We start from the raw sequence: 25,384 nt of genomic DNA on the forward strand, positions 1-25,384 counted from the left end.
CACGAAGTGCGCAGCGGGGGTCCTGCCATGTCCGAGGACGATTTGGGGGCAAAGCCCCTGGCCTCCCCGGCGAGTATACGGGACGGCGACTACAGGTATTCGATCTGGGCGCCTTCCGTGTCGCACGTCAGAATATGCGTGTCACACTTGGGGAACTGCTCACGCAGCTTGACCTGCAGGAACTTTGCCACGATGGTGTCGTCGGTTACAGCCATGAGGGTCGAGCCCGAACCGCTGATCCAGATGGTCTTAGCGCCTCCGTTAAGGCAGGTGTCGCGCACGGCGTTGTAGTCGGGGATGAGGCGGCGGCGATAGGGCTCCTGGATGCGGTCGTCGTTGGCGGCGGCAATCAGGTCAAGGTCGCCGGTTTCCAGGCCGCGCGTCATGCCGGCGATGCGGCCCATTTGCCATACGGCGGTGGAGAGTGGAATCTCCTGCGGCACAACCTTGCGCGCTTCGCTCGTATGCACCTCGTAGGGCGGAATCACGGTAATAAAACGCAGGCGATCGCTCACCTCGTAGCGCAGGCACTGGGGGAGCGAATCGGTCGGCGTAAAGGAGCAGACGGCGCCGCCCAGGATAGCAGGGGCGACGTTATCGGGATGGCCCTCGACCTCGGTGGCAATGCGGACGAGCTCGGCACGGTCGACGGTGTGGCCCGTCAGCGCGGCGGCCGCCATGATGCCGGCGACGACGCAGGTGGAGCTGGAACCCAGGCCGCGGGCGACGGGCACGTCGGTCTGAATGTCGATAGCGACGGGGAAGGCCGGCTCGCCCCATGCGGCCAGTGCATCGACAAAGCTAACGTAGACCAGGTTGTTCTCGTTTTGGAACTCCTCGGGGCAGCCCGTGATGGTGAGCTTGTCGGCGCGCTCGAAGGTGAAGTGCGAGTAGAGGCTGACGGCCATGCCGAGGGTATCGTAGCCGATGCCTAGGTTGGCGCTGGTTGCTGGGACGGTGATTTTGATCATGTGGGTCCTCCTGGGCGGGTCTGGCCGTTTAGTTCGCTGCTCGGGCAGTCCTGGCTCGCTCGGAAAGCACATTAAGTGCTTTCCGGCTCGTGCGGAACTCGCGACGAACTAAACGGCCAGACCCGCTCGCATGCTCGTCATCATTCCGAAAGCTAAATAAATAGAAGGTGCGCCGGCTTTCGCCGGCGCTTAATAAGGGATCTAGTTGGTGCTCATTCGTTTTGCTGCGGACTCGACGTAGTTTGCCATCTCATCGACGTCGCAGACGTCTTCGAAACGGACGGGCTTGGATTCGAGTTCGGCGAGCTGGGTCGGGGCGACCGTGTTGGTGGCCTGCTCGAGCACACGCATAGCCTCAAAATCATCCTCGGGAACGTCGAGGCCCAGGGCGTCGCAGCAGGCACGCGGGAACTTGTAGGGGCTGGCGGTCGAAAGCAGCACGCGGGCCTTGGCGCCCTCGGCGGGGGCGACCTTTTCAAAGACGTGATAGCCGCAAGCGGTGTGCGGGTCGATCACGTAGCCGTTCGCATCCCAGCAACTCTTGATGGCAGCGCGGACCTCGTCCTCGCTGGCCCAACCGCAGCCAAAGACGCTCTGAATCTTTGCCAGCAGGTCGGCGGGAACCTCGTAGCGACCCGTCTGGGCAAGCTGCTCCATAAGGCCGGCAACGAGCTCGCAGTCGCCGTCGGACAGGAAGTACAGCATGCGCTCCAGGTTGGAGCTAATAAGGATGTCCATCGACGGCGAGATGGTCGTGAAGAACGGGCGGTTACGGTCGTAAACGCCGGTGGTCAGAAAGTCGGCAAGCACGTTGTTCTTGTCGCTCGCCACGACGAGCTTGGCGACGGGCAGACCCATGCGCTTGGCATAGTAGCCGGCCAGGATATCGCCAAAATTGCCGGTCGGTACGCAGAACTCCACGGCGTCGCCGGCCTCGATGGCGCCGGCGCGCAGCAGCTGCGCATAGGCGGCAAAGTAGTAGACGACCTGCGGTACCAGGCGGCCGACGTTGATGGAGTTGGCGCTCGAAAGCACCGTGCCGGCGGCCTCCAGGCGCTCGGCAAGCTCCTTATCGGCAAAGATGCGCTTGACGGCGCTCTGGGCGTCGTCAAAGTTGCCGCGGATGCCGCAGACGGCGACGTTGTCGCCCTCCTGCGTGGACATCTGCAGGTTCTGGACGCGGCTGACCTTGCCCTCGGGATAAAAGACGGTAATGCCCGTGCCCGGAGCGTCGGCAAAACCGGCGAGTGCGGCCTTGCCCGTGTCGCCCGACGTGGCGGTGACGATCATGATGCGCTCGGCGCCGCCGTCCTTGGCGGAAGTGCGGGCCATCAGACGGGGGAGCATCTGCAGGGCGACGTCCTTGAAGGCGCTTGTGGGGCCGCCAAAGAGCTCCATCACATAGGTCTGGGGGGCGTCAGCGCCCGGCGCAGCGTCGAGTTTGACGAGCGGCGTAACCTCTTCACTCGTGAACGTGCCGCGGTATGCCTCGTCGACACACGCCGAAATTTCTTCGGCCGTGTAATCATTCAGTAACATTCCCAACACATCTTGAGCGATTTCAAAGTACGATTTATCTGCAAGCGAGCTGATATCGACCTGCTGGGTGCCGAGCTCGTCCGAGACAAACAAACCCCCGTCGGGAGCGATGCCGGTGCGGATTGCCACCTTACTTGAGCACGATAAAGTGCGTCCTCGTGTACTATGATAAGTTCCCATATAACACTGCTCCTCGGATGCCTTGGACCCAATCGGTGAAACCATGGTATCAGAGCGCGCAAAACAGGTTTGCAGAGGCTTTTAGAAAGGTAACCTCAAGCCCATGATTAAGATTGCCAAGTTTGGCGGCTCGTCGGTCGCCGACGCCGAACACTTCAAGAAGATCAAGGCCATCGTCGATGCCGACCCTGCCCGCCGTTTTGTGGTGGTTTCCGCCTGCGGCCGCCGCTTTAAGGGCGACACTAAGGTAACCGACCTGCTCTACCTGGTTAACGCGCACGTTAAGTATCACGTGTCGTGCGAGGAACTACTCGAGGACATCGGCCAGCGCTATTTTGATATCGCTGACGAGTTGGAGCTCACCTATCCCATCCGCGAGGAGTTCGCGGCCTTTGCCGAGCGCGCCCGCTCGGGCGGCTACTCTACCGAGGAGCTCGTGAGCCGTGGCGAGTACTTCACCGCTCGCCTGATGGCGGAGTACCTGGGCCTGCCGTTCTTGGACGCCGCGACGGTTGTGGCGTTCCATCACGACGGTACGCTCAGCATGAATCGCACCTCCGAGCTGGTGCAGGAGTACGGTCAACAGGGCGGCTTTGTTATGCCTGGTTTCTACGGCGCGACGCGAGAGGGCCAGATCAAGCTGCTCGACCGTGGCGGCGGCGATATCTCGGGCTCGATCCTGGCCAAGTGCCTGGGCGCCGATCTGTACGAGAACTGGACCGACGTTTCGGGTTTCTATTCTGCCGATCCGCGTATTGTTCCCGAGGCTCAGCCCATTGCGCGCGTTACCTACGAGGAGCTGCGCGAGCTTTCGTACATGGGTGCGAGCGTCCTGCACGAGGAGGCCGTGTTCCCCGTGCGCGAGGCAGGCATTCCGCTGGTCATCAAGAACACCAATGCGCCGCAGGACCCCGGCACCATCATTAGCGAGACGGCTGATGAGGGCGAGGCAGAGCCCATCATTACCGGCGTGACCGGCAAGCGCGGTTTTGTCGCCATCAACGTGGCCCGCGACCGCACCAAGCCCCGCGTTGGCTTTATGCGCCGTGCGCTTTCGGTGTTCGAGCGTTATGACGTTTCCGTCGAGCACATGCCCACCGGTGTCGACCGCTTTGGCGCCGTGGTGCAGGAGCGGGACGTTCACGATTCGCTGTACTCGCTCGTAGGCGACATTCAGCAGGAGGTCGAGCCGCTCGAGATCGAGGTTGTCGAGGGTCTGGCACTTATCGCGACCGTTGGCCGCAACCTGCGCGGTCGTGCCGGCATCTCTGGCCATCTGTTTGGCATGCTTGGCCAGGCCGGCGTGAGCGTGCGTATGATTTCGCAGAGCTGCGACGAGATCAACATCATCATTGGCGTGGAGGAGAAGGACTTCGATCTGGCGATTCGGACCATTTACCATGCCTTCTCCGATGAGAACGGCATTGTGAAGGTCTCCGACCTGGAGGCTTCCGCGCCGGTCGATCCTGCTCTGGCTGCGCTCCACAAGTAGCTGCTATCTCGCTAGATTTTTGGGACTCGCCTCAAAAATCTACGGCGGGGCGTTTCGTTTCGGTTTCGTTTCGACGGGGCGGGTTTCGTGCCCGCCCCGTTCTTGTATACACTGGCAACAATAATCGGCCTGCTTGGCGTGCGGGCGATAGCCACAACCTTTAAAGGGGGAAGCATGAAACAGTACACGGTTGCTATTTTGGGCGCGACGGGAGCCGTGGGCACCCAGATGCTCGAGTGCCTCAACGAGCAGGAGTTTCCGGTCGGTAAGCTCAAACTGCTGGCAAGTGCACGCTCCGCGGGCAAGACCGTTGAGTTCCGCGGCGAGCAGATTGTGATCGAAGAGGCTTGCCCCGAGGCCTTTGAGGGCTGCGATATTGTGCTTGGCGCCGCCGGCGACGACATCGCCAAGGAGCTGCTGCCCGAGGCCGTCAAGCGCGGTGCCGTCGTGGTCGACAACAGCCATGCCTTCCGCATGGACCCCGAGGTGCCGCTGGTCGTGCCCGAGATCAACGCCGACGACATCAAGCGGCATCACGGCCTTATCGCCAACCCCAACTGCGCGACCATCATCGGCCTGGTTCCCACCTGGCCGCTGCATCAGCTTGCAGGCGTGAAGCGTATGATCGTCTCGACGTATCAGGCAGCTTCGGGTGCCGGCGCCCCCGGCATGGCGGAGCTCGAGGCTCAGCTGGCTGCCCTGGGCCGTGGCGAGGAGATTCCCGAGCCGCGTGCGTTTGCCGCTCAGCTGGCGAGTAACCTGATTCCGCAGATCGGCGGCGTCAAGGAGGAGGGCTTTACCTCCGAGGAGATGAAACTGCAGAACGAGGGCCGCAAGATCATGCACCTGCCCGAGCTGCGCGTGAACTGCACTTGCGTGCGCGTGCCCGTGCTGCGCTCGCACTCCGAGAGCATTACGCTCGAGTTTGAGCGCGACATTACGGTTGATGAGGCCCGCGCTGCGCTGGCTGCCGCTCCTGGCGTCAAGCTGGTTGACGATATGGCTGCCGAGGATGCACGCGACCGCTTCCCCATGCCGATGGATACGTCCGACCAGGACCTGATTTGGGTCGGCCGCGTGCGTCGCGACATCTCGAACCCCGAGGCCGCGCGCGGCATCACCTTCTGGTGCTGCGGCGACCAAATCCGTAAGGGCGCGGCAACCAACGCCGTCCAGATCGCTAAGCTGCTCTGCGAGTAGCGGTGGACCTGTCCGGCGTGGGCCGGGCTTAGTTTTCAGAACGTCCTCGACCATGTGTGGCGCCTTGTCCTGCTCCTTCGGAGCCGCGGACAAGGCGCCACACTGGTCTGCGGAGTGTTCTGAAAACTAAGCCCGGCCCCCGCCTGCGGTGACGCTGCTGCGAGCGGCCTGCGATGGGGTCGTTGTTGGTTGAGGCCGCTGGGCTGATGTGGGGGCGCGTGGCTGTTGCGGGCCCTGGTCCCGGCGGCGGCCTCGGCGCTGCGCGCCTGCTGCCTTGGGTGACTTTGGGGTCGATTGGGGTTGTCTGCACAATTCGCGGTATTATGTTGCGGAGTTTTGAAAGGAGCCGCTGGTGGTCACGACGACGTTTGCTTCGCCTTTGGGCGAAATCTTGCTTGCCGCTGATGGCCGCGGTCTGACGGGGCTTTGGTTTGAGGGACAGGAGCATTTTGGCTCCACGCTTCTCAAAGAAGATCCTGAACATGTTGAAGGCGCCGATGCAGTTTCTGGTGCTGGCGGCATGTCGTCGGTGAGTCCTGCAAATGGTGCGGCTTCTTCGGTGCTTGAGCGTTCGTGGGCTTGGCTGAATGCTTATTTTGCAGGGCAGGAACCTCGGTTTACGCCGCCGTTGCATTTGATTGGCACGGCGTTTCAGCGTGAAGTTTGGTACGAGCTGCTTTCCATTCCGCGTGGCGAGGTCGCCACGTATGGCGAGATTGCCCAGCGTGTTGCGGCTCGACATCGTGTGCCGGGAAACGAGGATCCCGTTGTGTCTCCTCGTGCGGTGGGGGCTGCGGTCGCGCGTAATCCCATTTCGATTATTGTGCCGTGCCATCGCGTGGTGGCGGCCGACGGCTCGCTTAACGGATATGCCGGCGGGCTTGATCGCAAGGAGTGGCTGCTTCGGCTTGAGGGCGCGTACGAGGAGTAACACTCGAGCGCTTTGCATAGCCAAGATGCCGTGAAAGAACGGGACATGCTTTCCGAATGGAGGCTCAGACGGAAACTACGTCCCGGAATTCCGTTTTAAAGCGGGATGCGCTTTCCGAATGGCGTTCCAAGCGGAAACCGTGTCCCGGAATACAGCCTCAGAGTGGGACACCGTTTCCGGCTGAGACCACCTGCCTGGACATCGATCTACGCCCGCTCCTGCAGGGCGTAGATGGACTTATCCATGTTGAACAGGTAAGCCACAACGCAGACAATAATGAACATCGGCAAGTTACCAAAGCCGAAGACTTCGCAGCCAATAAGGATGGGTGCGAGCAGCGTATTGGTGGCGCTGCCAAAGACGGCTGCGTAGCCCAGTGCGGCGCAGAGCTCGACGGGCATGCCGAGTTGAGCCTCGTTATGGCGACATCTGGGTAACAGAAAGGCCCGCGTTCCTCAGAGGCAAGATAGGCAATTCTGCTTCTGAGGTAGATCTCAATTCTGCCGACCGCACTGCCGACCGCATCAAACATTAACTGCCGGAGGGCTCGGTCAAATTCATACGTGTAGATGATGGTTTCGAATGTTGTGCCTTCGCGAAAGATGGTAATCCCGGACTTGCATTTGGTTTTGTAGGGAAACCAGTAGGCCGACAGTCTGTAGTGGTTGGCTTCGACCAAAGCTCGCTCGAGTTCGCTTTGATCAGAGCACTTAAGACCCTTGTTTTCTGTCAATAGTGCTATTTGTTCGTTGATGGATATCCGCGACTTCTGGTATTTCATTAAGCCTCTTGATAGAAAAAGAGCTGGAGTTGCGCATCGTTGAGAGGCTTTCCAGCTTTAGCAAAACAAACTTATAAGATGCGACGGGCCGCGTCAAGATAATTACCGGACGGCCTAGGAGGCGGCTGGTTGGCTGGCTTAAAACCTAGCGCGTGAAATGACGCTCCGCGCTATTCAGCGCGCTTGATAGGATGACGAACCACGGTCTTTAGTTTCTCCGGTGCACATTTGCGTGGATCGGAGAGATAGATTTCGTGATGTAAACGGGTATCTGAGAAGTCGGGGACATAGCCCTGCTCGGTCGTGTATTCATGCATGGCGTCCACGGTCGCCGGTTCGTTGTCGTAAGGTCCGGTATGCATGCACTGTACGCACAGGCCCTCGTCAGCCTTAAGCAGCTCGACTGCGGAAAAGTCCAGCTTCTTTTTGGCCGTGGCTTCCGCGACGGCCCAGTCAAAGTCTGTCTGGGTGACGAAATCGGGCAGACGGATACACGAGATAAAGTTGAAATCGTCTTTGCGCACGTAATCGATGTCGCTGCTGGTGGAGTCTTGCCACCAGAAGCCCTCGAGCGGCGGTACCACAAAGTCGAAATAGCCTTCGATGTTTCTCGGACCTTTCTTCGACATCTTGATGGTGTAAGCGACGCCGTAAAGCAGCGGAAGGGCACTTTGATACTCGCCGTCTGCGGTGTTTGGGTCGCCCTTTCCGCGCACGGCGACATAGCTCATGGGCGGGACAGTTACGATGCTCGGTTTGCTGGCAGGCCTGTAGAGCTCCTTGCATTCCTTTTTAAAGTCGAACGCCATGGCGGCCGCCTTTCTGCGTAGGGACCCGTGTAACTGTCAGCATCATATCATAGAAACGAACACTCGTTCGACTGATTTGCCTGACGGCTGACATAAATCCTTTGCGTTTGACGGGTGGCCTGACTCCGTTGATGACCCTTCTGCCGCCTGTCGCTCTACCAACACCCGCCATTTCCCCATATAAAACCTGCCAAAATAAACCTGTCCCTTTTTGGTCGGTGCGAAATGGGTAATACTAAAGAGTTATCCGACCAGATGGGAATCAATCGATGGCCTATATCGAATTCAGAGACGTCATTAAAGCCTATGGCGAGGGTGATGCCCGCATTCACGCGCTCGACGGCGCGAGTTTTACCGTTGAGCGTGGCGAGCTTGCCATTATCCTGGGCGCTTCGGGCGCCGGTAAAACCACGGCGCTCAACATCTTGGGCGGCATGGACACGGCGACCTCCGGCACTGTGACGGTGGACGGGCGCGACGTGAGTGCCGCCAACGAGGCGCAGCTTGTGGAGTACCGCCGCGCCGACGTGGGCTTTGTCTTTCAGTTCTACAATCTGGTTCCCAACCTGACGGCTCTCGAGAACGTCGAGCTCGCGGCGCAGATCTGCCCCGATTCGCTCGATGCCGAGCAAACGCTTCGCCAGGTTGGCCTGGGCGAGCGCCTGGGCAACTTTCCGGCACAGCTTTCGGGCGGCGAGCAGCAGCGCGTGTCCATTGCCCGCGCGCTGGCCAAGAACCCCAAGCTGCTCCTGTGCGACGAGCCCACGGGCGCGCTCGACTACAAAACCGGCAAGCAGATTTTGCAGCTGCTGCAGGATACCTGCCGAAAGCAGGGCATCACGGTCATTATCATCACGCATAACTCCGCGCTCGCGCCCATGGCCGATCGCCTGATCCGCTTTAAAAGTGGTCGCGTGGAAAGTGAGACGGTCCAGCAAAATCCCGTGCCTATCGAGACGATCGAGTGGTAGCGCCCATGGACCAAGATCGTCAAAACAGCCAAGGCGGCAACGAGGCGCATGCGGAGCGTGAGCAGGATTTTACGACCTATCGCACTGCCCAAAGCTCAAACGACATGGTGCCGACGGTGTTTCGCCGCGGCATTTACCGCACGATTCGCGGAAGTCTTAAGCGCTTCCTGTCCATTGTGGTCATTACCGCGCTTGGCGTGAGCGTGATGTGCGGTCTCCAGGCGGGTTGCGAGGACCTGTGCGATTCGGTCGACGCCTACTTTGACCAGCAGAATGTCTACGACATCAACGTGCAGTCGACCTATGGCCTGACCGATGATGACCTTGCCGCCATCCAAGAGGTCGACGGCGTCAAGACGGCCGAGGGCATCTATACCGAGACCGCCTACACCGCCGTGGGCACGGCGCGCGAGCGTGTCGTCGTGCAGAGCCTCTCTAAAGAGAATATTGATCAGCCGGTGTTGGTGCGCGGTGACTTGCCCGAGACGTCGGGCGAAGTGGCGGTAACTTCGCGCTTTTTGAAGGCATCGGGCAAAAAGCTCGGCGATACGGTGAGCTTTGCCGCCAACGACGCGAACTCGTCGAACCAGAGCGCCAAGGATCAGTTCGCTGCGGGAGATTACACCATCACGGCTGAGGTTCTCGATCCCACCGACGTGAGCTCGGACTCGACGGTCAACGCTTTCCGTGCTGCCTCGGCCGCGGACTACAAGTTCTACGTGAGCGAGGACGCCGCGACGTCGTCATCCTATTCCGCGATTCACGTGGTCGTCGAGGGAGCCAAGGATCTCAACTCCTATTCCGATGCCTATACGGCAAAGATTAATGAGGTCAAGGCCAATATCGATAAGATTCGCGACGAGCGCGAGAAGGTGCGTGCCAAGGAGCTGACGGTCGATACGCCAGCGAACTTGGACGCGTCTGAGCGTCAGGCGAATATGGTCTTTGGAATCGAGCAAGACAACATCAACCGCATGGCCGAGGGCAGCGAGGAGCGCACGCAGGCGCAAGCCGACCTAGACCAGCGCCGCGCCGCCGCCGACCAGCAGTTCGCCGATGCTCGTGCCGAGCTCTCTGACCTTGGCGAATGCACCTGGTATATCCAGGATCGCGGCAACATTGCAAGCTATTCGAGCGTGGAGAGCGATAGTTCCTCGATCGAGGCCATCGCCACCGTATTCCCGTTCATCTTCTTTATCGTCGCCGTGCTCATCAGCCTCACCACCGCCACGCGCATGGTCGAGGAGGAACGCACGCTGATCGGCCTGTACAAGGCACTCGGCTATTCGCGCGGGCGCATTCTGTCCAAATATGTGGACTACTCGCTGTGGGCCTGTTTGATCGGTGGCGTGCTCGGCAACATCATCGGTTTTGTGGGCCTGCCGTTGTTCCTGTTTACGGTGTTCGACGACATGTACTCGCTGCCCCAGATGCTGCTTTCGTACGACATCGTGTCTTCGATCGTCTCGGTGGCGCTGTTTGCCGTAGGCGTGGTGGGCGCTACGATTATCGCCTGCCGCCACGAGATGGCCGAGACTCCGGCATCGCTCATGCGCCCCAAGGCCCCGCGCGCCGGCTCGCGCATTTTCCTCGAGCGCATTGGCTTTATTTGGCGTCGCATGGGCTTTTTGAACAAGGTGGCCGCGCGCAATCTGTTCCGCTACAAAAAACGTGCCTTTATGACCATCTTCGGTATCGCAGGTTGCACGGCGCTCGTGATCTGCGGCATGGGTATTCGTGACACATCGGTGGCGCTTTCGCCCAAGCAGTACGGGCACATTACGCGCTATGACCTGCTGGCGGTCGCCAATCCCGATGACTTTACGCAGACGTGCGCGGCGCTGGACGAGCGCAGTGCGGCCAAGGACTCCAATGTGACCGTGACCTCGACGCTGCCGATTATGACCGACAACGTCACCTTTACGTTTGGCGGCAAGAGCGAGACCGTGCAGCTGGTCGTGGTGCCCGATGATCGCACGGGCGACTTGGACGACTACGTGTGCCTGGAGGATGAGTCCAAAGAGCCGCTCGCTTTGCGCGACGGGGATGTGTATCTGAGCAAAAGCTCGCAATTGGTGTTGGGGATTCAACCGGGCGATACGGCGCAGGTTCAGGATTCGTCGCTCAACGTCGCCGATGTCGAGGTGAGCGGTATTTCGCTCAACTACCTGGGCAACACGCTCTATATGACGCAGAGTACCTATGAACGTGCGTTTGGTCGAAGCGTCCGTCTCAACGGCATCTTTGCGCTGCTCAAGGGTTCGTCGGCCGATCAGATTGCGTTTAGCAAGCAACTCAAAAGCGACGGATGGCTGACGCTTTCGAGCACGGCCGAGCATTGGGAAAACTACGAGGCCAACTTCACCATCATCAACTCGGTCGTGGTGCTCGTGACCTTTATGGCGGCGTGCCTGTCGTTTGTGGTGGTGTTTACGCTGTCCAACACCAACATCTCGGAGCGCGAGCGCGAGCTGGCGACTATTAAGGTGCTGGGCTTCCGCCGCGGCGAGGTGCACCATTACGTCAACAAGGAGACGTTGATTTTGACGGCAATCGGTGCCGCGCTGGGCGTTCCGCTGGGCGGCTTGCTGGCCGAGAGCTTTACGTACATCCTGCAGATGCCGTCGCTCTACTTTGACGTTGAGGTCGAGCCGCTGAGCTACGTGCTTGCCGTGGTGCTGGCCTTTGCGTTCACAATCATCGTCAACCTCGCCACCAACCGAACGCTCAACAAGATCGACATGGTCGGCGCCCTCAAAAGCGCCGAGTAACCTGCCTGGGATTCAAGCTGTAGCGAGCTGTAATGTACCACAACCGCATTTTTGCATAAACCGTCCTGCCGATTGCATATTTCGGCGGGGCGGTTGCTTTTTGCCTACGGGTAACCCAGGGGGCGCCGTGCAAATTTCGGAGTATTCAGCATCCCGGAGTCCGCGGGCGCGGGAACGGGTGCACAAAACCGTGCTGAATGCCCTGGTCCTGGACCCCCAATGCCTCAAGAGCTGGTCATTTTTTACAGAACGCGGCCCATGGTGCCTGCCTTTCGCCCAAAATCCAGTATGCAGGCACCCTCGGCTGCTGAATACTCCCAAAAATGCACGCCGCATCCTACCCCAGACACCCGCAGCAAGAAGACGAATAGCCTCGGCCTCCCCAGTTACCGCAGGAGGCCCCAGGGCTTACCTCCCAAATCTTTCCGCAGGACGGAAGGACCCCGCCGCGCGAAGCGCGCAGCGGGGTCCTGACATGTCCGAGGACGATTTGGGAGGTAAGCCCTGGGGCCTCCGATGGGGCGGTTCCAGCCGAGGCTATTCGTCGCCGAAGCTGATGCCCAACGCCTTGGCCTCGCGCACCAGATCGCTCTGGGGGTCGACAAACTTGAGCTTGCCGGCGACCTCCTCGAGCGGCATGTGGCACATCTTGCCGTCGCGCAGGGCAATCATGTAGCCAAACTCGCCGCGCAGGCAGCCCAGTGCCGCCTCGACGCCGCACTGGGTCGCAAAGATGCGGTCCTGGGCGTCGGGCTGGCCGCCGCGCTGCATGTGGCCGGGGATGGCGACGCGGGTCTCGCGACCGGTCTTGGCCTCGATCTCCTTGGCGATGTCGTAGACGATCGACGGGCTCGTGCGCTCGGCGAGTTTCTTCTTGTACTCCTTCTTGGACAGCGCCGCGTCCTCCTTGGAAATAGCGCCCTCGGCGACGGCCACGATGGTAAAGCGGCTGCCGGTCTCCATGCGATGCTCGATGGTCTTGATGACGTTATCCATGTCGTAGGGGATCTCGGGAATCAAGATGACATCCGCGCCGCCCGCGACGCCGGCGTATAGCGGTATCCAGCCAACCTTGTGGCCCATGATCTCGATAACGAACACGCGGCCGTGGCTCGAAGCGGTGGTGTGAATGTCGTCGATGCACTTGGTGGCGACGTCGATGGCGCTCGTAAAGCCAAACGTCAGCTCGGTGCCCCAGGTGTCGTTATCGATGGTCTTAGGCAGGGCGATAACGTTGAGGCCCTCTTCGCGCAGACGGTTGGCGGTCTTGGTGGAGCCGTTGCCGCCCAGCATAAACAGGCAGTCGAGCTGCAGCTTATGATAGGTGTGGACCATTGCCGGCACCTTCTCGACGCCGTCGGCCTCGGGAATATCCAGGCGCTTGAACGGCGTACGGCTCGTGCCCAGGATGGTGCCGCCACGGGTAAGGATGCCGCTAAAATCGGCGGGCGTCATGACGCGGAACCGGCTGTAGATAAGGCCCTGGTAGCCGTCCTCAAAACCATAGATCTCAATAGGCTCTTCGCTATTGGTCATAAGCGTTTTGACAATGCCGCGCATGGTGGCGTTGAGCGCCTGGCAGTCGCCGCCACTGGTAAGAAGACCGATCCTAAGCATGATGAATCCTTCCGGGCAAGTTATAACATGCGCATAAGTTTACCCCCGCACACTGTTGATACGGGGGTAAAACGTGTTAGCTCAAGCGTATAGAAATGTAAACAACGTCAGGCGAGCGTAAGGTCGACGAGCCTGGGTCCTTACAGTGCGAAGGCGTCGACGTCGCCCCAGTGGCGGCGCAGCGTAATGGCGGCGGCGGGTTCGGTATTGTCAAAGACGACCGACCATTGCGTATTGCTGGTGATGTCTTTCGGATTGGGTTCTTGCGCTGCAGCGCGTAGGGCCTTCCAAGCGACTGCCTCGTCCTGGGCACCGACATGGGCGTCAAGGACATCGGCGATTGCGATGGCGCGCTCTTTACCATGGCCCAGCTCGCCATTCTTTTGGTTGGGCAGCACTTCGTCGCCATAGCAGGCGTAGAAGTTCGTAACCTGGCGTACAGGAGTCGCTTTGAAAGCACGGTCCGGATCGCGCGGATCCCACTCTACTACGCGCGCGTCACCGGCGGCGTCGTTGATAAAGAAGTGGTAATCGCGTCCTGCCATGGCGTGCATGTCGTAGGCGGAAAGCAGGTCGACAGCTTCTTGCGCGGTGGCGGCACGGTCGAGCACCAGACGGATGGCGAGCGAGGTATTGATGACGGGGCGTTGCGCGTCCTGGTCACAGGGCTTGGAATCCAGAGTGAGTACGGCAATGGACACGCCGCATTCGTTAACACCGTCGAGCTGGGCAAACGGGCCCATGAGTGCGGCGGCACGTCCGGCGACGGAGTCAAGCGGAGTGTTATCGCCCAGGTTGTTAAGGGCGGCAAACCCGATGGAGGCATAGCCGCCACGTGGGTGATTGCGCACCAGCAGCGCCGAGGTGTCGTCCTTAAAGTCGTAATTGCGACCGGTGCGCACGCGGCCTTCGGCATCTACGGCGACAAAAGCGCTGCAGGCAAACTGGGGCGCCTGGACATGTACCGGCACACCGGGCAGCACCTGCGCCACCACGGCATCGATGTAGCCCTGGTCGTCGCGCACGCCAGCGGCGATGATGCGATCAAGATCGTAGTCGTAGGCGATGTCGATTGCGTACAGGTCATAGCTATCCGCGTAGCCGGTCAAGCGTTTGAGCGACGCGGCGGACTTGATTTGCTTGCGGTAAACGATACCGGTGGCAGCGGCAAGGCCGACGGCGACTCCCGCGACACCGCAGGCGATGGCAATGTTACGTGGCTTCATGACGGCTCCTCTCGTCCTGTTAGCGTAATTGTCGCAAAAGGAGCGCGGGCATGATGGCTCAACTTGGTGAGCGGCGCGGGATTAAACATGGAATGAAGAGTGCGGCGCTGGCGTGGCGGGGTATGCTGGAGGGGACCATCAACCCAGCGAAAGGGGAGAGCATGACGGATCAGGAAACGCCCGAGCGCGCGCATGTGACGGCCGACGATATCGAGGCCGCCAACGACCTCATCGACTTTATCGAGGCATGTCCCAGCATGTTCCATACGGCGGCGACCATTATGGCCGAGCTCGACGAGGCGGGCTTTACCTACCTGCCCGAGAACGCGGCGTGGGACATCGAGCCGGGCGGGCGTTATTACACGCAGCGCAATACCTCGAGCGTTATTGCCTTTAAGGTGGGCGAGGACCTGACCGCGACGTGGGGCGAGGACGGCGTTGCCGGTGACTATCATTTTCAGCTCACGGCGTCGCACAGCGATTCGCCGACGTTTAAGGTCAAGGCCGTGCCCGAGCTCGACGGCGCAGGCGAGACGCTGCGCCTGAACACCGAGGCCTACGGCGGCATGATCGACTACACCTGGTTCGACCGCCCGCTGGCGCTCGCGGGCCGCGTGTTGGTACGCGAAGGCGACCGTATTGAGAGCCGTCTGCTTGCCACCGAGCGCGAGGTCGCTATCATTCCGAGCCTTGCCATCCACATGAACCGCGGCGTTAACGAGGGCTTTGCTCCCAACCGAGCCGTCGACCTGTGCCCGCTCATCAGCGCTGGCGAGCTTAAGCAGGGCGACTTTGATGCTCTGATCGCCGACGAGCTGGACGTTGAGCCCGATCAGATTCTGGGCCGCGATCTGTTCCTGGTCAATCGTCAGGATGCGTGCATTTGGGGCTGGGCCGACGAGTTTATCTCGACGCCCAAGCTCGACGACCTGGCCTGCGCCTATACCTCGCTGCAGGCATTTTTGGGTGCCGAGAACGCGCACGACGTTTCGGTCTTTTGCTGCTTTGATAATGAGGAGGTTGGCTCCGAGACCAAGCAGGGCGCCATGTCGACGTTCTTGGCCGACGCGCTGCGCCGCATTAACGGATCGCTGGGCTTTGACGACGAGTCGTATCATCGCGCCCTTGCCGCATCGATGCTCGTGAGCTGCGACAACGCGCATGCCGTGCACCCCAACCACGCCGAGAAGTGCGACGCCCGCAGCCAGGTGGTGCTCAACGGCGGTATCGTCATCAAGGAGGCAGCCAACCAGCACTATTGTACCGATGCCTTTAGCCGCGCGGTGTTCCAAGCTATTTGCGATGACGCCGACGTGCCCACGCAGGCCTTCGCCAACAAGAGCGATATGGCCGGCGGATCCACGCTCGGCAATCTGTCCAATATGCAGGCGAGCATGCATGCCGTGGACGTGGGCCTGCCGCAGCTGGCCATGCACTCGAGCTACGAGACCGGCGGCGTGCGCGACGTGATGTACGCCATCCGCGCCCTCACGGCTTTCTACGAGCGAAACCTAACCATCAACGGCGCCGAAAGCGTGGAGCTCTAAAACCTGCTAAAAGGGACAGGTTTATTTTGCAGGTTTTATCTGGGCAAATGCAAAGGGTGAAACCGAGCTAGATCGGTGGTACGTGGCCGCCGAGGTGCAGTGCACCTCGGCGGCTTTTTGTGCACAGAGTGCGGCTAATGCTAATAAATGCTATACGTGCTTTACGTATCTACCATAGAGTTTTATGATGATTTTAAAGTATTAAGGAGGGGTCATGACCACAACAGCCGCTCAGATCAACGTACGTCTCGATGCCGATCTTAAAAGGAGCGGGGACGCCGCTCTCTCCAGGGCCGGTATGACGCCGAGCCAAGCGGTGCGAGCGCTCTGGCAGCTTGCAGCGTCGCTGGCCGATCGCCCCGGTGCGCTCGAGGATATCCTGCTGCCCAGTCGTGCCCGGGCGGAACAGCGCGAGCGCGAAAAGGCCGCCAAACGTAAGCTCGAGCTTATGGATCAGGGGTCGAAGCTGTTCGCTGCCGCTTGCTGTGAGTCGGGAATCGATATGGTCAAGGCTCAGCCATCGGACGACGAAGAGCTCAAACGGAATGCCTATGCTGATCGCTATGGCGAGGAGATGAGCTGGCTCTATGAGTGAGACTCCAAAGCGCATCTTGGTTGACACCAACGTGTGGCTCGATTACTTCATTCCCTCACGACGTGGTCGTTCGGTGGCGATTGAGTTTTTACGCGATGCATGCACGGCACAGGCTGATTTGCTGTACGCGGCGACATCGTCCAAAGACCTGTTCTATTTGATTTCAAGCGAACATAAGGCATGGTATCGGCGCGAGCATGGCTCACTGTCCCAGAATGCCGCTATGGCAGCGACTTCGCTTGCATGGGATTGTCTTAGCGTGTTGTCGCAGCTTGCCACGCCAGTGCCCTGTGACCTGAGCGACATATGGATGGCGAGCAGACAGCGTGAGCTCCATAGCGATTACGAAGACGATTTAATCATTGCGGCAGCGATACGCGCTCAAGCAGATTTACTGGTCACCAACGATGCCAAACTCTGTTCACACGCACCCGTCGCAGCAATGAGCGCAGAAGACGCAAAGAATTACTTAGCAACGCTCTAGCAATTTGAAGACCCCACAGGTTGGCCAAACGGCGGGCTCGCAGCGTCGAGGGGTTCCGGCGTTTGGTAAAACGCCGGAACAATCAGTGTTCGATCCAGCAGCGAAGCGTCTCGCCAGCTTGAAAGTGGCGTAGGTTCTCCGCAGCGATGTCTACGACGTTATTGAGCGTGGCTGCCAGGTGGAACCAACCGGAGACATGCGGCGTGATGAGCATGTTGGGCGCATCCCACAGTGGGCTTGTCTCAGGCAGCGGCTCGGGGTCGGTGACGTCGACCGCAGCGCCGGCAAGGTGTCCCGACTCAAGGGCGGCGACCAGGTCGTCGGCAACCACGAGGTCACCGCGGCCGCCGTTAGCAAAGAAAGCGCCCGGCTTCATTGCGGCGAAGAACTCGGCGTTCGCTAGGCCGCGGGTCTCGGGTGTGCTGGGCATAAAGGATGCGACGACGTCTGCCTCCGCCAGGCGCTCAGGTAGGGTGTCCATGCCGTCCATGTCCTCAAACACAATGGGGTAGACGAGCGGATGGCGCTTGATGCCGCGGACGTGCGCGCCCATGTTGCGGCAGAGCGTGGCAAAGTGGCCGCCGATATCGCCCGCGCCCAGCACCAGCACGTTGGCGTTTTTGAGCGAGGTGACCGGGCCCAAGTCCTCCCAGCGATGCTCGCGCTGCAAGTCGTGATAGCCGGGCAGGCGCTTCATCATGGAAAGGACCATGGCAAACATGTGCTCGCTCACGGCCTGGCCGTAGGCGCCGATTGAGCAAGACAGCTTGGCTTCAGCCGGCACGGTGCCGGCGGCGAGGTAGTCGTCATAGCCGGCGGTCTGCAATTGCAACAGCTGGAGATGCTCGCATGCCGTGAGCATGCCAGGGTCGATGTTGCCCAGGATCACGTCGGCATCGGCGACCTGCTTGCGCGTGGCGGCGTCGGCGCTCGTGTAGATAAAGTCCTCGCCCGGAGCGCTCGACTCAAGAATTGCGCGATGGCGGTCGTTGACGGGCAGCAAAACCAGGATGTTCACAAGCAGTCCTCTCCGCTCGACCTGCCAAAAGGGGGCAGGTTAATTTTGGCGGGTTTTATCAGGCAAAATGTTCAAATAAAACGCTGGATGCAAGACGAGCGTGCCCGTCAGCATCCGACGCATCTACAGCTACCAGCTGAGCAGTTCGTAGCCGTCCTCGGTCACCACGAGCTGTACCTCGCACTGGGCCGAATCGCTGCCGTCCTTGGTGCGCACGCACCAGCCGTCGCCCTTGCTAATCTTGATGTCGGGCGCTCCGGCATTGACCATAGGCTCGATGGTAAAGACCATGCCCGGGGCCATGATGGTATCCACATCGGGCGCCTCGGTGGTAAAGCCCACAAATGGGTCTTCGTGGAACTCCTTACCGATGCCGTGTCCGCCGTACTCGCGCACCACGCTAAAGCCGGCGTCCTCGACGGTCTTTTGCACGGCCTCGGCCATAACGGACAGTGGCAGCCATGGCTTGACGGCCGCCAGACCCGCTTCCACGCTGGCGCGGGTGACATCGACCAGGCGCTGGCGCTCGGCCGAGACCTCGCCGATGCAGAACATGCGGCTCGAGTCGCTAAAGTAGCCGTCTAGGATCGTGGAACAGTCCACGTTGATGATGTCGCCCTCGTGCAGCACGTCCGTATCGCAGGGAATGCCGTGGCAGACCACATCATTGATCGAGGTGCACACGCTCTTGGGGTAGCCCTCGTAGTTGAGGTCGGCCGGCGTGCCACCGTGCTCGACGGTGTAGTCGTAGATCATCTGGTCGATCTGGTTGGTGGTCATGCCTGCGGCGATATGCTCGCCCACATAATCGAGCACGCCCACGTTGATGGCTGCCGAGCGCTTGATGCCCTCGATATCGGCGGGAGTCTTGTAGAGCGTGTGAGGCAGAACCTCCCAGCCTTCTTCCCACAAGCGCTCGAGGCGCTCATCAAAGGCGCTATGGCATTTCTTGTATTTCTTGCCGCTGCCGCACCAGCAAGCGTCGTTGCGGCCGGGCACGGGTCCTTTGTCATACATGGCTAACTTCCTTTCATTCGCAGCTAGTATAGCCCACCCACGCGGCCATAAAAGTTGCGGTGATATAGTTCCGATTTAAGCGGTTTAACAGCACAAATAGGAACTATATCACCGCAACTGATGGGGCGGGATGGCGGGCACTAGCTGCTGCGTGGTTTTGCTAGTAGCTCACCTGGCAGGGAATACCGAGGGCGCGCACGCGCGCGGCAATGGCGTCGAGCACCTCGGGCGCTGCTTTGGCAAGGCCGGCGACTGGTGTCTCGCGCGCGACCGTGTAGATGGTCGCCTCCTGCGGACGAATGCGCTCAAGCGCCGCGAGCCAGGGGGCAACATACTCCTCGCCGGTATTGTCGATGAGCTTGCCCTGATACTCGCCGGTCAAAAAGATCGTCTGGATAATAACGTGACCGTCAAAGCTTGCGAACGTCTCGATCTGGTGTTCGACGTTGTAGGGGCCAACAGGCTGGTCGAGCAGCTGGATAAACGCCGGGTCGACGGTATCGAGCTTAAGAATGTTGTCGTCGACCATCATGAGCGCGTCGTGCACCTCGGGGCGGTCGGCGCGTGTGCCGTTGGAGAGCACGGCGATCTTGGAGTTTGGGGCAAGCTCGTCGCGCAGTGCGACGGCGCCGGCGATGGCCCGTGGAAACTCCGGTGCGGCGGTGGGCTCGCCGTTGCCTGCGAAGGTGATTACATCGGGGAGCTCGCCCTCGGCTGCCATCTCGCGCAGCTTTGCCTCGAGCGCATCGAGCACCACGGCAGCCGTGTTATACGATTCGTGGCAGGGGCGCTCGGCATTGAGACCGTTTTCGCAGTATATGCAGTCGAACGTGCAGATTTTGCCGCTGGCCGGCATCATGTTGACGCCGAGCGAGAGACCAAGGCGACGGCTGCGAACGGGCCCAAAGATGGGGCTGGCATTCAAAAACGTAGACATAGGCATATGCTCCTCAAGACAATTGTGCCTAAGCATAGCATCGGCTCCAAAGCAAGGTGCGGGCTCTTGCTTTACAAGTTTCGTTTTTTCACGTCGCTCATGATGCCGTGCCATGAAAAGCCTCGGGTCGGGTACAGTTAATCTGTTAACAAGGCGTAAGGCAATGCGGGTCCATCCAACCGCACTGACGTGCAACTGGATGAGCATTGATGATGGGGGCACAACATGGATTTTACGGTCGAGAATGCGGGCACCACGATTGCCTGTCGCGAATATGCCGGCCCGGATGTGTCGTCTGATGCTCCTGCCTTGGTGTGCGTGCACGGCGCCTGCGTCGACGGCGTCTTTTTTGACGCCATCGCCCGCGAGCTCGCCTGTGACTACCGCGTCATTGCCTACGACCGCCGCGGTTGCGGCGAGAGCGGCGACGCTGCAGACGGACGCTACGACCTCGCCGTCCAGGCCGCCGACCTGCAGGCCGTTATCGAGCATATTGGCGCTCCGGCAAACGTGCTCGCGCACAGTGCCGGTACGCTGGTGACGCTGGAGCTTCTCCGTGCAAACCCCGCCATAATCCCGCGTGCGATTCTGCATGAACCCGCCGTGACGGATGAGGGTGCCGGCCTGGGCGCGGCCCCGGTTTTGCTCGAGATGATCGCCGCGGGAAAGGTCTCCAGGGCATTACGGGCCTTCTTGGGCGCCATCGGCGATTCGGACCCTGAGGCCCCCAAGTTAACCGAGGCAGAAGCCAAGCATGCCCTGCGCAATGGCCGCAGTTTCATGGCAAACGAATATGGGATTACTATGACCTGCGCTCCCGATTGGGATAGCGTTCGCGCGTCGAAAACGGTGGCCGCCGTGCTCCTGGGCGAGCTCTCGATTGGCACGCCCCGCGAGGCTGGCACGCGAGCGGCTGCCGAATATCTCGATTGCCCCCTCGTAATGATTCCTGGGGCGCACAACGGCCTGCGCGATCGCCCGGCAGCGGCTGCCCGGGCTGTCTGTGGCATCCTGGGGCTCTAACACCCGCAATGGCCAAAGCAGGCTTCACCCGCAAACGTTTCGGCCGTGTTAACAAATGTGCTCAAAACCTCACGTCTGCGACTTCAATAGCGCCGCCTGTCAACTCATAAAAATGTAACAGCATTCACGTACTTACCTGCATCGACAAGGTGTTACCCTTGTAGCATTTGGAACCCACCGCTACCATGCGAAACTATCGAAAGGGCCCCATATGCTCAATAATCACGAGGTCAATCTAACCGACGAGGAGGCTGCCGCTGAGGTCGCCCGCGTCGCGAAGACCTACCCCGTGGTGCGTTTGCTGTCGGCCGATCAGATTAAGAGCGAGCCTAACTGCTTGCTTGCTGGCGATCGCTGCCCTTGTCTGCGTCAGTCGAGCCTTGAGGCCTTGGCAGACTCCGATGAGGTGTCGGAGCAACTGCTCAACGATGGTGTTGAGTACCGCGCCCGTCTGCGTCCTCTAAAGGTCGAGGGCGAGCCTCACGTCCTGCTGATGGTGCGTCCGATCGATGAGCAAGAGGCCGCGGAAGAGGACCTTGTCTACACCGACGTGCTGACGAGCGTGCGCAACCGCCGATATTACGAGGAAAAGCTTCGTAGCGCCCGCATGAAGGCCGGCGTGGCGGTGATCGACCTTGATGATTTTAGGGTCTTCAACGATACGTGTGGTCGTCATGCCGGCGACCTTGCACTCGGTGCTGTGGCGACAGCCATACGCAGCGGAATTCGTTCGACTGACGAGCTTGTGCGCTATGGCTGCGACAAGTTTGTGGTCGTCATGCCCAATATTCCCTCCGATGACTTCACCCGTCGCCTGCATCAGGTGTCCGATGCCGTTCGTTCCACGATTGTTCCGGGCCATGAGTACGTGAGCTTGACGGCATGTGTTGGTGGCGTTCGCATTCATGGCGAGACGGTCGATGAGGGCGTTGGCCGTGCTGTCCAATTATTGAGCCGCGCTAAGGCAAAAGTCGGTACGGTCGTGACCGATGCCGATTCCATCGAGGCCTTCCAAAGCGAAAAGCCTTTGGTGCTTATTGTCGATGACTCCGAGATGAACCGAGCCATTCTCAACGAGATGCTCAAGGACGAGTATTGCATCCTGGAGGCCGACAACGGTCGTACGGCGCTCGACATGGTCGACCGCTATGGCGATGAGTTGTCGCTCGTGCTGCTGGATATTGTCATGCCGGGCATAAGCGGCTTTGAGGTGCTGGCCGATCTGTCGCGCCGATCGGGTATCGACAATCTGCCTTTTATCATGATTTCGAGCGAAGATTCCGATGATATGGTTCTGCGCGCGTACGAGCTGGGCGCCTCGGACTATATCAACCGCCCGTTTGACTCCCGTGTCGTGCGCCGTCGTGTAAGCAACACCATCCGCCTATACGCCAAACAGCGCCGTCTGACGAACCTGCTGTCCCAGCAGTACAACGAGCGCGTCAAGAACAGTCGCATGCTCATCGACATCATGGCCGGCGTCATGGAGCTTCGCAACGGCGAGAGCGGCAGGCACGTTACAAACATCGAGAAGCTGACTGAGCTGCTGCTTGGCTGTCTGGTCCAGCGTGGCGGCACGATCTCCCTCGACAATGAGGAGCGCTCCACGATCGCCCTGGCTTCGGCGCTGCACGATATCGGCAAGATGTCGATTGACGATGCGATTCTCAACAAGCCCGGACGCCTTACGCCCGAGGAGTTCGAGATTATGAAGACGCATACCACGATCGGCGCCGACATGCTACGTGAGCTGGGTAGCCATCACGCCGGCAATGCGCTTATGGAATATGCGTACCAGATTGCGCGTTGGCATCACGAGCGCTGGGACGGCAAGGGTTATCCCGATGGCCTTAAGGGAGACGAAATTCCCATTGCCGCACAGGTGGTTTCGGTGGCCGACGTGTACGATGCGCTGACGAGCGTGCGCGTGTACAAGGACGCTATCCCGCACAAGGAGGCGATCCAGATGATCCTGGACGGTAAGTGCGGCACCTTTAACCCGCTGTTGCTCGAATGCCTGCTCGAGGTGCAAGACCGTATTGCCGAGACGTTGGCACGCCCCGCCGATGTCGTCGCGTTTCCTACGATTTAGTTTGACCAAAGGAGTTTTTAATCCATGATTTCCATGCGTGAGGCGTATGAGAAGATCGGCGCTAATTATGATGACGCGTGTGCTCGGCTGATGGGCGGGGAAATGCTTGCCCGCTTTGCCCTCAAGTTTTTAGATGACGAGAGCATGGACAAGCTGGAGGCTGCCATGGCGGCGGGAGACGCCGAAGGTGCGTTTATGGCAGCGCACACGCTCAAGGGCGTGAGCCAGAACCTGGGATTCGATAATCTGTACGAGCCGGCGGTCGTGGTGACCGAAGCACTGCGCGGCGCCGATGCCGTTGACGGCGCTCGCAAGGGAATGCATGCGTTGCAGCAGCAATATGCGGCTACGATGTCGGCCCTGCGCGAAGCGGCTGAATAAGAGCTTGCGAGCCTTGGGCTGCTTGCCGGCCACATATAGGTGAAAGGGTGCCCCGCCGGACCATGTGGCCGGCGGGGCACCCTTATCTGTTTTGTGGTTCGCGTGCTAGCGGGCCTGCTTGACCTTGGCTGCCGCCTCGACAAACGACTTCCAGAGGTTAAAGTCGGTTTCGAGCGTCTGCCAGGTGTACTCGGGATGCCATTGCACGCCCAGGCAGAAGGGTTGGCCTTCGACTTCGATGCACTCGGGCACGCCATCGGTTGCCTTGGCGACCAAGCGCGTGCTTTTACCCAGACGATCGATGCAGCAGTGGTGTGCGGAGTTGGTCTGGATAAGCCTGTGCCCGCCAAGCGCGCGCTCCAGCAACGAGCCCGGCACGACCTCGACGGGATGCACGGGGTCGTTGAGCACGTGGGTATGGCGCCACTGCGTGCGGCCCTCGCGCGCGCCCAGGCTTGGCACGTCCATGCACAGGGTGCCGCCGGTGGCGACATTGAGCAACTGCGTGCCGCGGCAGGTGGTAAAGAGCGGCTTTTTGGCGCGGAGCACCTCGCCGACCAGCTTAAACTCAAAGCTATCGCGGATCTCGCAGCAGAGGGTGGGGTCGTAGGGTCGATCATCGCCCCAACGTTTGGGATTGACATCGGGGCCGCCGGGAATGGCGATGCCGTCGGCGATATCGACGTAATGACGGATGACCTCAATGTCCTCGGTGATGGACATCTGCAGCGGCAGGCCGCCGGCGGCAAGGATGGCATCGACAAAGACGCTCGCAATCTCCTCGTTGGGGGAGAGCGTCCCGCTCAAATAGGGTTTCGCTTCTTCCCAGCGTGGTGCGACCAGGATGAGCGGACGGTCGGCGGGATCGACGTCGACGTGCGGAGTGTAGGACGATGAGGTGCGGGTTCCGATCATGGGCGTAGCTTTCGAATCCGGGTGGACATGGCACAGGGGTGGCGCGGAGCAAACGTTACTGATGAATTTGCCCGCGTGGCAATTGGGTTAGTGGCCCTTGATGGAGTTGAGGAAGTCCTGGGCGCGCTTGGTCTGGGGGTGGTCGAAGAACTCGTCGGGCGTGCCGGTTTCCACGATCTGGCCGTCGGCCATAAACACGACGCGATCGGCCACGCGGCGGGCGAAGTTCATCTCGTGCGTGATGACGATCATCGTCATGCCCTGCTGGGCCAGACGGACCATGACCTCGAGCACCTCGTTGATCATCTCGGGATCAAGAGCGCTCGTGGGCTCGTCAAAGAGCATGGCCTTGGGTTGCATGGCAAGCGATCGGGCGATGGCTACGCGCTGTTGCTGGCCGCCCGAGAGCTGTGCAGGCACCTTATCGGCCTGCTCGGCCACGCCCACGCGGCTCAGCAGGTCCATGGCGCGCTCACGAGCCTCCTCCTTGGATACACCCAGCACGTCGACCGGCCCCAGCATGACGTTCTGCAGTACGGTCATATGTGCGAACAGGTTGAACTGTTGGAACACCATGCCCAACTCGGCGCGCATGCGGGCAAGATCCTTGCCTTCCTGCGGCAGGGGCTCGCCCTCGATGAGGATCTCGCCCGAGTCGATAGTTTCCAGGCGGTTGATGGTGCGGCACATGGTCGACTTGCCCGAGCCCGAGGGACCGATCACAACGACGACCTCGCCGCGGTCGACCGAGAGATTGATGTCGTTGAGGACGTGCAGATCGCCATAGTGCTTATCGACGTGTCTGAGCTCGATCAGCGGCTGATTGCCGGTGGAAGAGGTGCTCTGTGCCATGGTGCTCGGCTCCTTATGACTCGAAATGGTAAAGC

General features: G+C 60.2%; 22 protein-coding genes and 1 pseudogene. 11 read left to right on the forward strand and 12 right to left on the reverse strand.

Features of this window, described 5'->3' with window-relative positions; genetic code table 11:
- Nucleotides 1-89 precede the first annotated feature (89 nt).
- Together thrB and thrC are read right to left on the reverse strand one after the other, a co-directional pair.
- Nucleotides 90-971: a homoserine kinase gene (gene thrB, locus DXC52_RS05125; RefSeq protein ID WP_006234874.1), complete on the reverse strand. Its 882-nt coding sequence runs from the start codon at nucleotides 969-971 to the stop codon at nucleotides 90-92.
- Between the two features lie 201 nt (nucleotides 972-1,172).
- On the reverse strand, nucleotides 1,173-2,690 hold the full coding sequence (gene thrC / locus DXC52_RS05130) for a threonine synthase (protein WP_117746422.1): 1,518 nt from the start codon (nucleotides 2,688-2,690) through the stop codon (nucleotides 1,173-1,175).
- Nucleotides 2,691-2,793: 103 nt separating this feature from the next.
- Here thrC and DXC52_RS05135 point away from each other — a divergent pair, with 103 nt between their 5' ends.
- From DXC52_RS05135 to DXC52_RS05145, 3 genes are all read left to right on the forward strand, one after another.
- Nucleotides 2,794-4,182 (forward strand): aspartate kinase, encoded by a 1,389-nt coding sequence (locus tag DXC52_RS05135; protein WP_117746423.1) that lies wholly within the window; start codon nucleotides 2,794-2,796, stop codon nucleotides 4,180-4,182.
- Nucleotides 4,183-4,356: 174 nt separating this feature from the next.
- Nucleotides 4,357-5,382 (forward strand): aspartate-semialdehyde dehydrogenase, encoded by a 1,026-nt coding sequence (locus DXC52_RS05140; protein ID WP_117746424.1) that lies wholly within the window; start codon nucleotides 4,357-4,359, stop codon nucleotides 5,380-5,382.
- A gap of 352 nt (nucleotides 5,383-5,734) precedes the next feature.
- Nucleotides 5,735-6,313, forward strand: coding sequence for a methylated-DNA--[protein]-cysteine S-methyltransferase (locus tag DXC52_RS05145; protein ID WP_233504850.1), 579 nt, complete (start codon nucleotides 5,735-5,737; stop codon nucleotides 6,311-6,313).
- A gap of 206 nt (nucleotides 6,314-6,519) precedes the next feature.
- Here DXC52_RS05145 and DXC52_RS05150 read toward each other — a convergent pair whose 3' ends face one another.
- From DXC52_RS05150 to DXC52_RS05160, 3 genes and pseudogenes are all read right to left on the reverse strand, one after another.
- Nucleotides 6,520-6,714: a chloride channel protein gene (locus tag DXC52_RS05150; RefSeq protein ID WP_117635684.1), complete on the reverse strand. Its 195-nt coding sequence runs from the start codon at nucleotides 6,712-6,714 to the stop codon at nucleotides 6,520-6,522.
- A 32-nt stretch (nucleotides 6,715-6,746) separates the two neighbouring features.
- A pseudogene (locus DXC52_RS10410) lies at nucleotides 6,747-7,094 on the reverse strand (Abi family protein); the annotation flags it as partial.
- A 170-nt stretch (nucleotides 7,095-7,264) separates the two neighbouring features.
- A complete protein-coding gene (locus tag DXC52_RS05160) occupies nucleotides 7,265-7,903 on the reverse strand; it encodes a GyrI-like domain-containing protein (protein WP_117746426.1) in 639 nt (212 codons plus the stop codon).
- 269 nt (nucleotides 7,904-8,172) lie between these two features.
- Here DXC52_RS05160 and DXC52_RS05165 point away from each other — a divergent pair, with 269 nt between their 5' ends.
- On the forward strand, nucleotides 8,173-8,874 hold the full coding sequence (locus DXC52_RS05165) for an ABC transporter ATP-binding protein (protein WP_117746427.1): 702 nt from the start codon (nucleotides 8,173-8,175) through the stop codon (nucleotides 8,872-8,874).
- Nucleotides 8,875-8,879: 5 nt separating this feature from the next.
- Entirely contained in the window at nucleotides 8,880-11,645 is a 2,766-nt protein-coding gene (locus DXC52_RS05170; RefSeq protein ID WP_233504852.1) for an FtsX-like permease family protein, read from the forward strand.
- Between the two features lie 537 nt (nucleotides 11,646-12,182).
- Here DXC52_RS05170 and DXC52_RS05175 read toward each other — a convergent pair.
- Entirely contained in the window at nucleotides 12,183-13,262 is a 1,080-nt protein-coding gene (locus tag DXC52_RS05175) for a 6-phosphofructokinase (RefSeq protein WP_117746428.1), read from the reverse strand.
- Between the two features lie 140 nt (nucleotides 13,263-13,402).
- Nucleotides 13,403-14,488: a carcinine hydrolase/isopenicillin-N N-acyltransferase family protein gene (locus DXC52_RS05180; RefSeq protein ID WP_117746429.1), complete on the reverse strand. Its 1,086-nt coding sequence runs from the start codon at nucleotides 14,486-14,488 to the stop codon at nucleotides 13,403-13,405.
- Between the two features lie 161 nt (nucleotides 14,489-14,649).
- On the opposite strand from DXC52_RS05180, the gene DXC52_RS05185 reads away from it, so the two are divergent.
- The 3 genes from DXC52_RS05185 to DXC52_RS05195 all read left to right on the forward strand — a co-directional run bounded on the left by DXC52_RS05185 (nucleotide 14,650) and on the right by DXC52_RS05195 (nucleotide 17,114).
- Entirely contained in the window at nucleotides 14,650-16,035 is a 1,386-nt protein-coding gene (locus DXC52_RS05185; protein ID WP_233504854.1) for a M18 family aminopeptidase, read from the forward strand.
- A gap of 214 nt (nucleotides 16,036-16,249) precedes the next feature.
- The gene (locus tag DXC52_RS05190) at nucleotides 16,250-16,630 is read left to right on the forward strand and encodes a translation repressor RelB (RefSeq protein WP_117746430.1); all 381 of its coding nucleotides are present in this window, start codon (nucleotides 16,250-16,252) and stop codon (nucleotides 16,628-16,630) included.
- Nucleotides 16,623-17,114 (forward strand): PIN domain-containing protein, encoded by a 492-nt coding sequence (locus DXC52_RS05195; RefSeq protein WP_117746431.1) that lies wholly within the window; start codon nucleotides 16,623-16,625, stop codon nucleotides 17,112-17,114. Before DXC52_RS05190 ends, DXC52_RS05195 begins: the two co-directional genes overlap by 8 nt.
- 82 nt (nucleotides 17,115-17,196) lie before the next feature.
- Here DXC52_RS05195 and DXC52_RS05200 read toward each other — a convergent pair whose 3' ends face one another.
- The 3 genes from DXC52_RS05200 to DXC52_RS05210 all read right to left on the reverse strand — a co-directional run bounded on the left by DXC52_RS05200 (nucleotide 17,197) and on the right by DXC52_RS05210 (nucleotide 20,086).
- A complete protein-coding gene (locus DXC52_RS05200; RefSeq protein ID WP_117746432.1) occupies nucleotides 17,197-18,132 on the reverse strand; it encodes a D-2-hydroxyacid dehydrogenase in 936 nt (311 codons plus the stop codon).
- A 129-nt stretch (nucleotides 18,133-18,261) separates the two neighbouring features.
- Complete coding sequence (gene map, locus DXC52_RS05205; RefSeq protein WP_117746433.1) at nucleotides 18,262-19,149, reverse strand: type I methionyl aminopeptidase; 888 nt, start codon at nucleotides 19,147-19,149, stop codon at nucleotides 18,262-18,264.
- Nucleotides 19,150-19,309: 160 nt separating this feature from the next.
- Nucleotides 19,310-20,086 (reverse strand): radical SAM protein, encoded by a 777-nt coding sequence (locus DXC52_RS05210; RefSeq protein WP_117746434.1) that lies wholly within the window; start codon nucleotides 20,084-20,086, stop codon nucleotides 19,310-19,312.
- A 225-nt stretch (nucleotides 20,087-20,311) separates the two neighbouring features.
- Here DXC52_RS05210 and DXC52_RS05215 point away from each other — a divergent pair, with 225 nt between their 5' ends.
- From DXC52_RS05215 to DXC52_RS05225, 3 genes are all read left to right on the forward strand, one after another.
- Nucleotides 20,312-21,109 (forward strand): alpha/beta fold hydrolase, encoded by a 798-nt coding sequence (locus DXC52_RS05215; RefSeq protein ID WP_117746435.1) that lies wholly within the window; start codon nucleotides 20,312-20,314, stop codon nucleotides 21,107-21,109.
- A gap of 211 nt (nucleotides 21,110-21,320) precedes the next feature.
- On the forward strand, nucleotides 21,321-23,201 hold the full coding sequence (locus tag DXC52_RS05220; protein WP_117746436.1) for a diguanylate cyclase: 1,881 nt from the start codon (nucleotides 21,321-21,323) through the stop codon (nucleotides 23,199-23,201).
- Nucleotides 23,202-23,225: 24 nt separating this feature from the next.
- On the forward strand, nucleotides 23,226-23,582 hold the full coding sequence (locus DXC52_RS05225) for an Hpt domain-containing protein (RefSeq protein WP_117746437.1): 357 nt from the start codon (nucleotides 23,226-23,228) through the stop codon (nucleotides 23,580-23,582).
- 105 nt (nucleotides 23,583-23,687) lie between these two features.
- Here DXC52_RS05225 and DXC52_RS05230 read toward each other — a convergent pair whose 3' ends face one another.
- Nucleotides 23,688-24,497 (reverse strand): gamma-glutamyl-gamma-aminobutyrate hydrolase family protein, encoded by an 810-nt coding sequence (locus DXC52_RS05230; protein WP_117746438.1) that lies wholly within the window; start codon nucleotides 24,495-24,497, stop codon nucleotides 23,688-23,690.
- 87 nt (nucleotides 24,498-24,584) lie between these two features.
- A complete protein-coding gene (locus tag DXC52_RS05235; RefSeq protein WP_117746439.1) occupies nucleotides 24,585-25,349 on the reverse strand; it encodes an amino acid ABC transporter ATP-binding protein in 765 nt (254 codons plus the stop codon).
- Between the last annotated feature and the right edge of the window lie 35 nt (nucleotides 25,350-25,384).

Origin of the sequence: Collinsella sp. TF05-9AC, from assembly GCF_003438495.1 — a bacterium.
Lineage (GTDB): Bacteria > Actinomycetota > Coriobacteriia > Coriobacteriales > Coriobacteriaceae > Collinsella.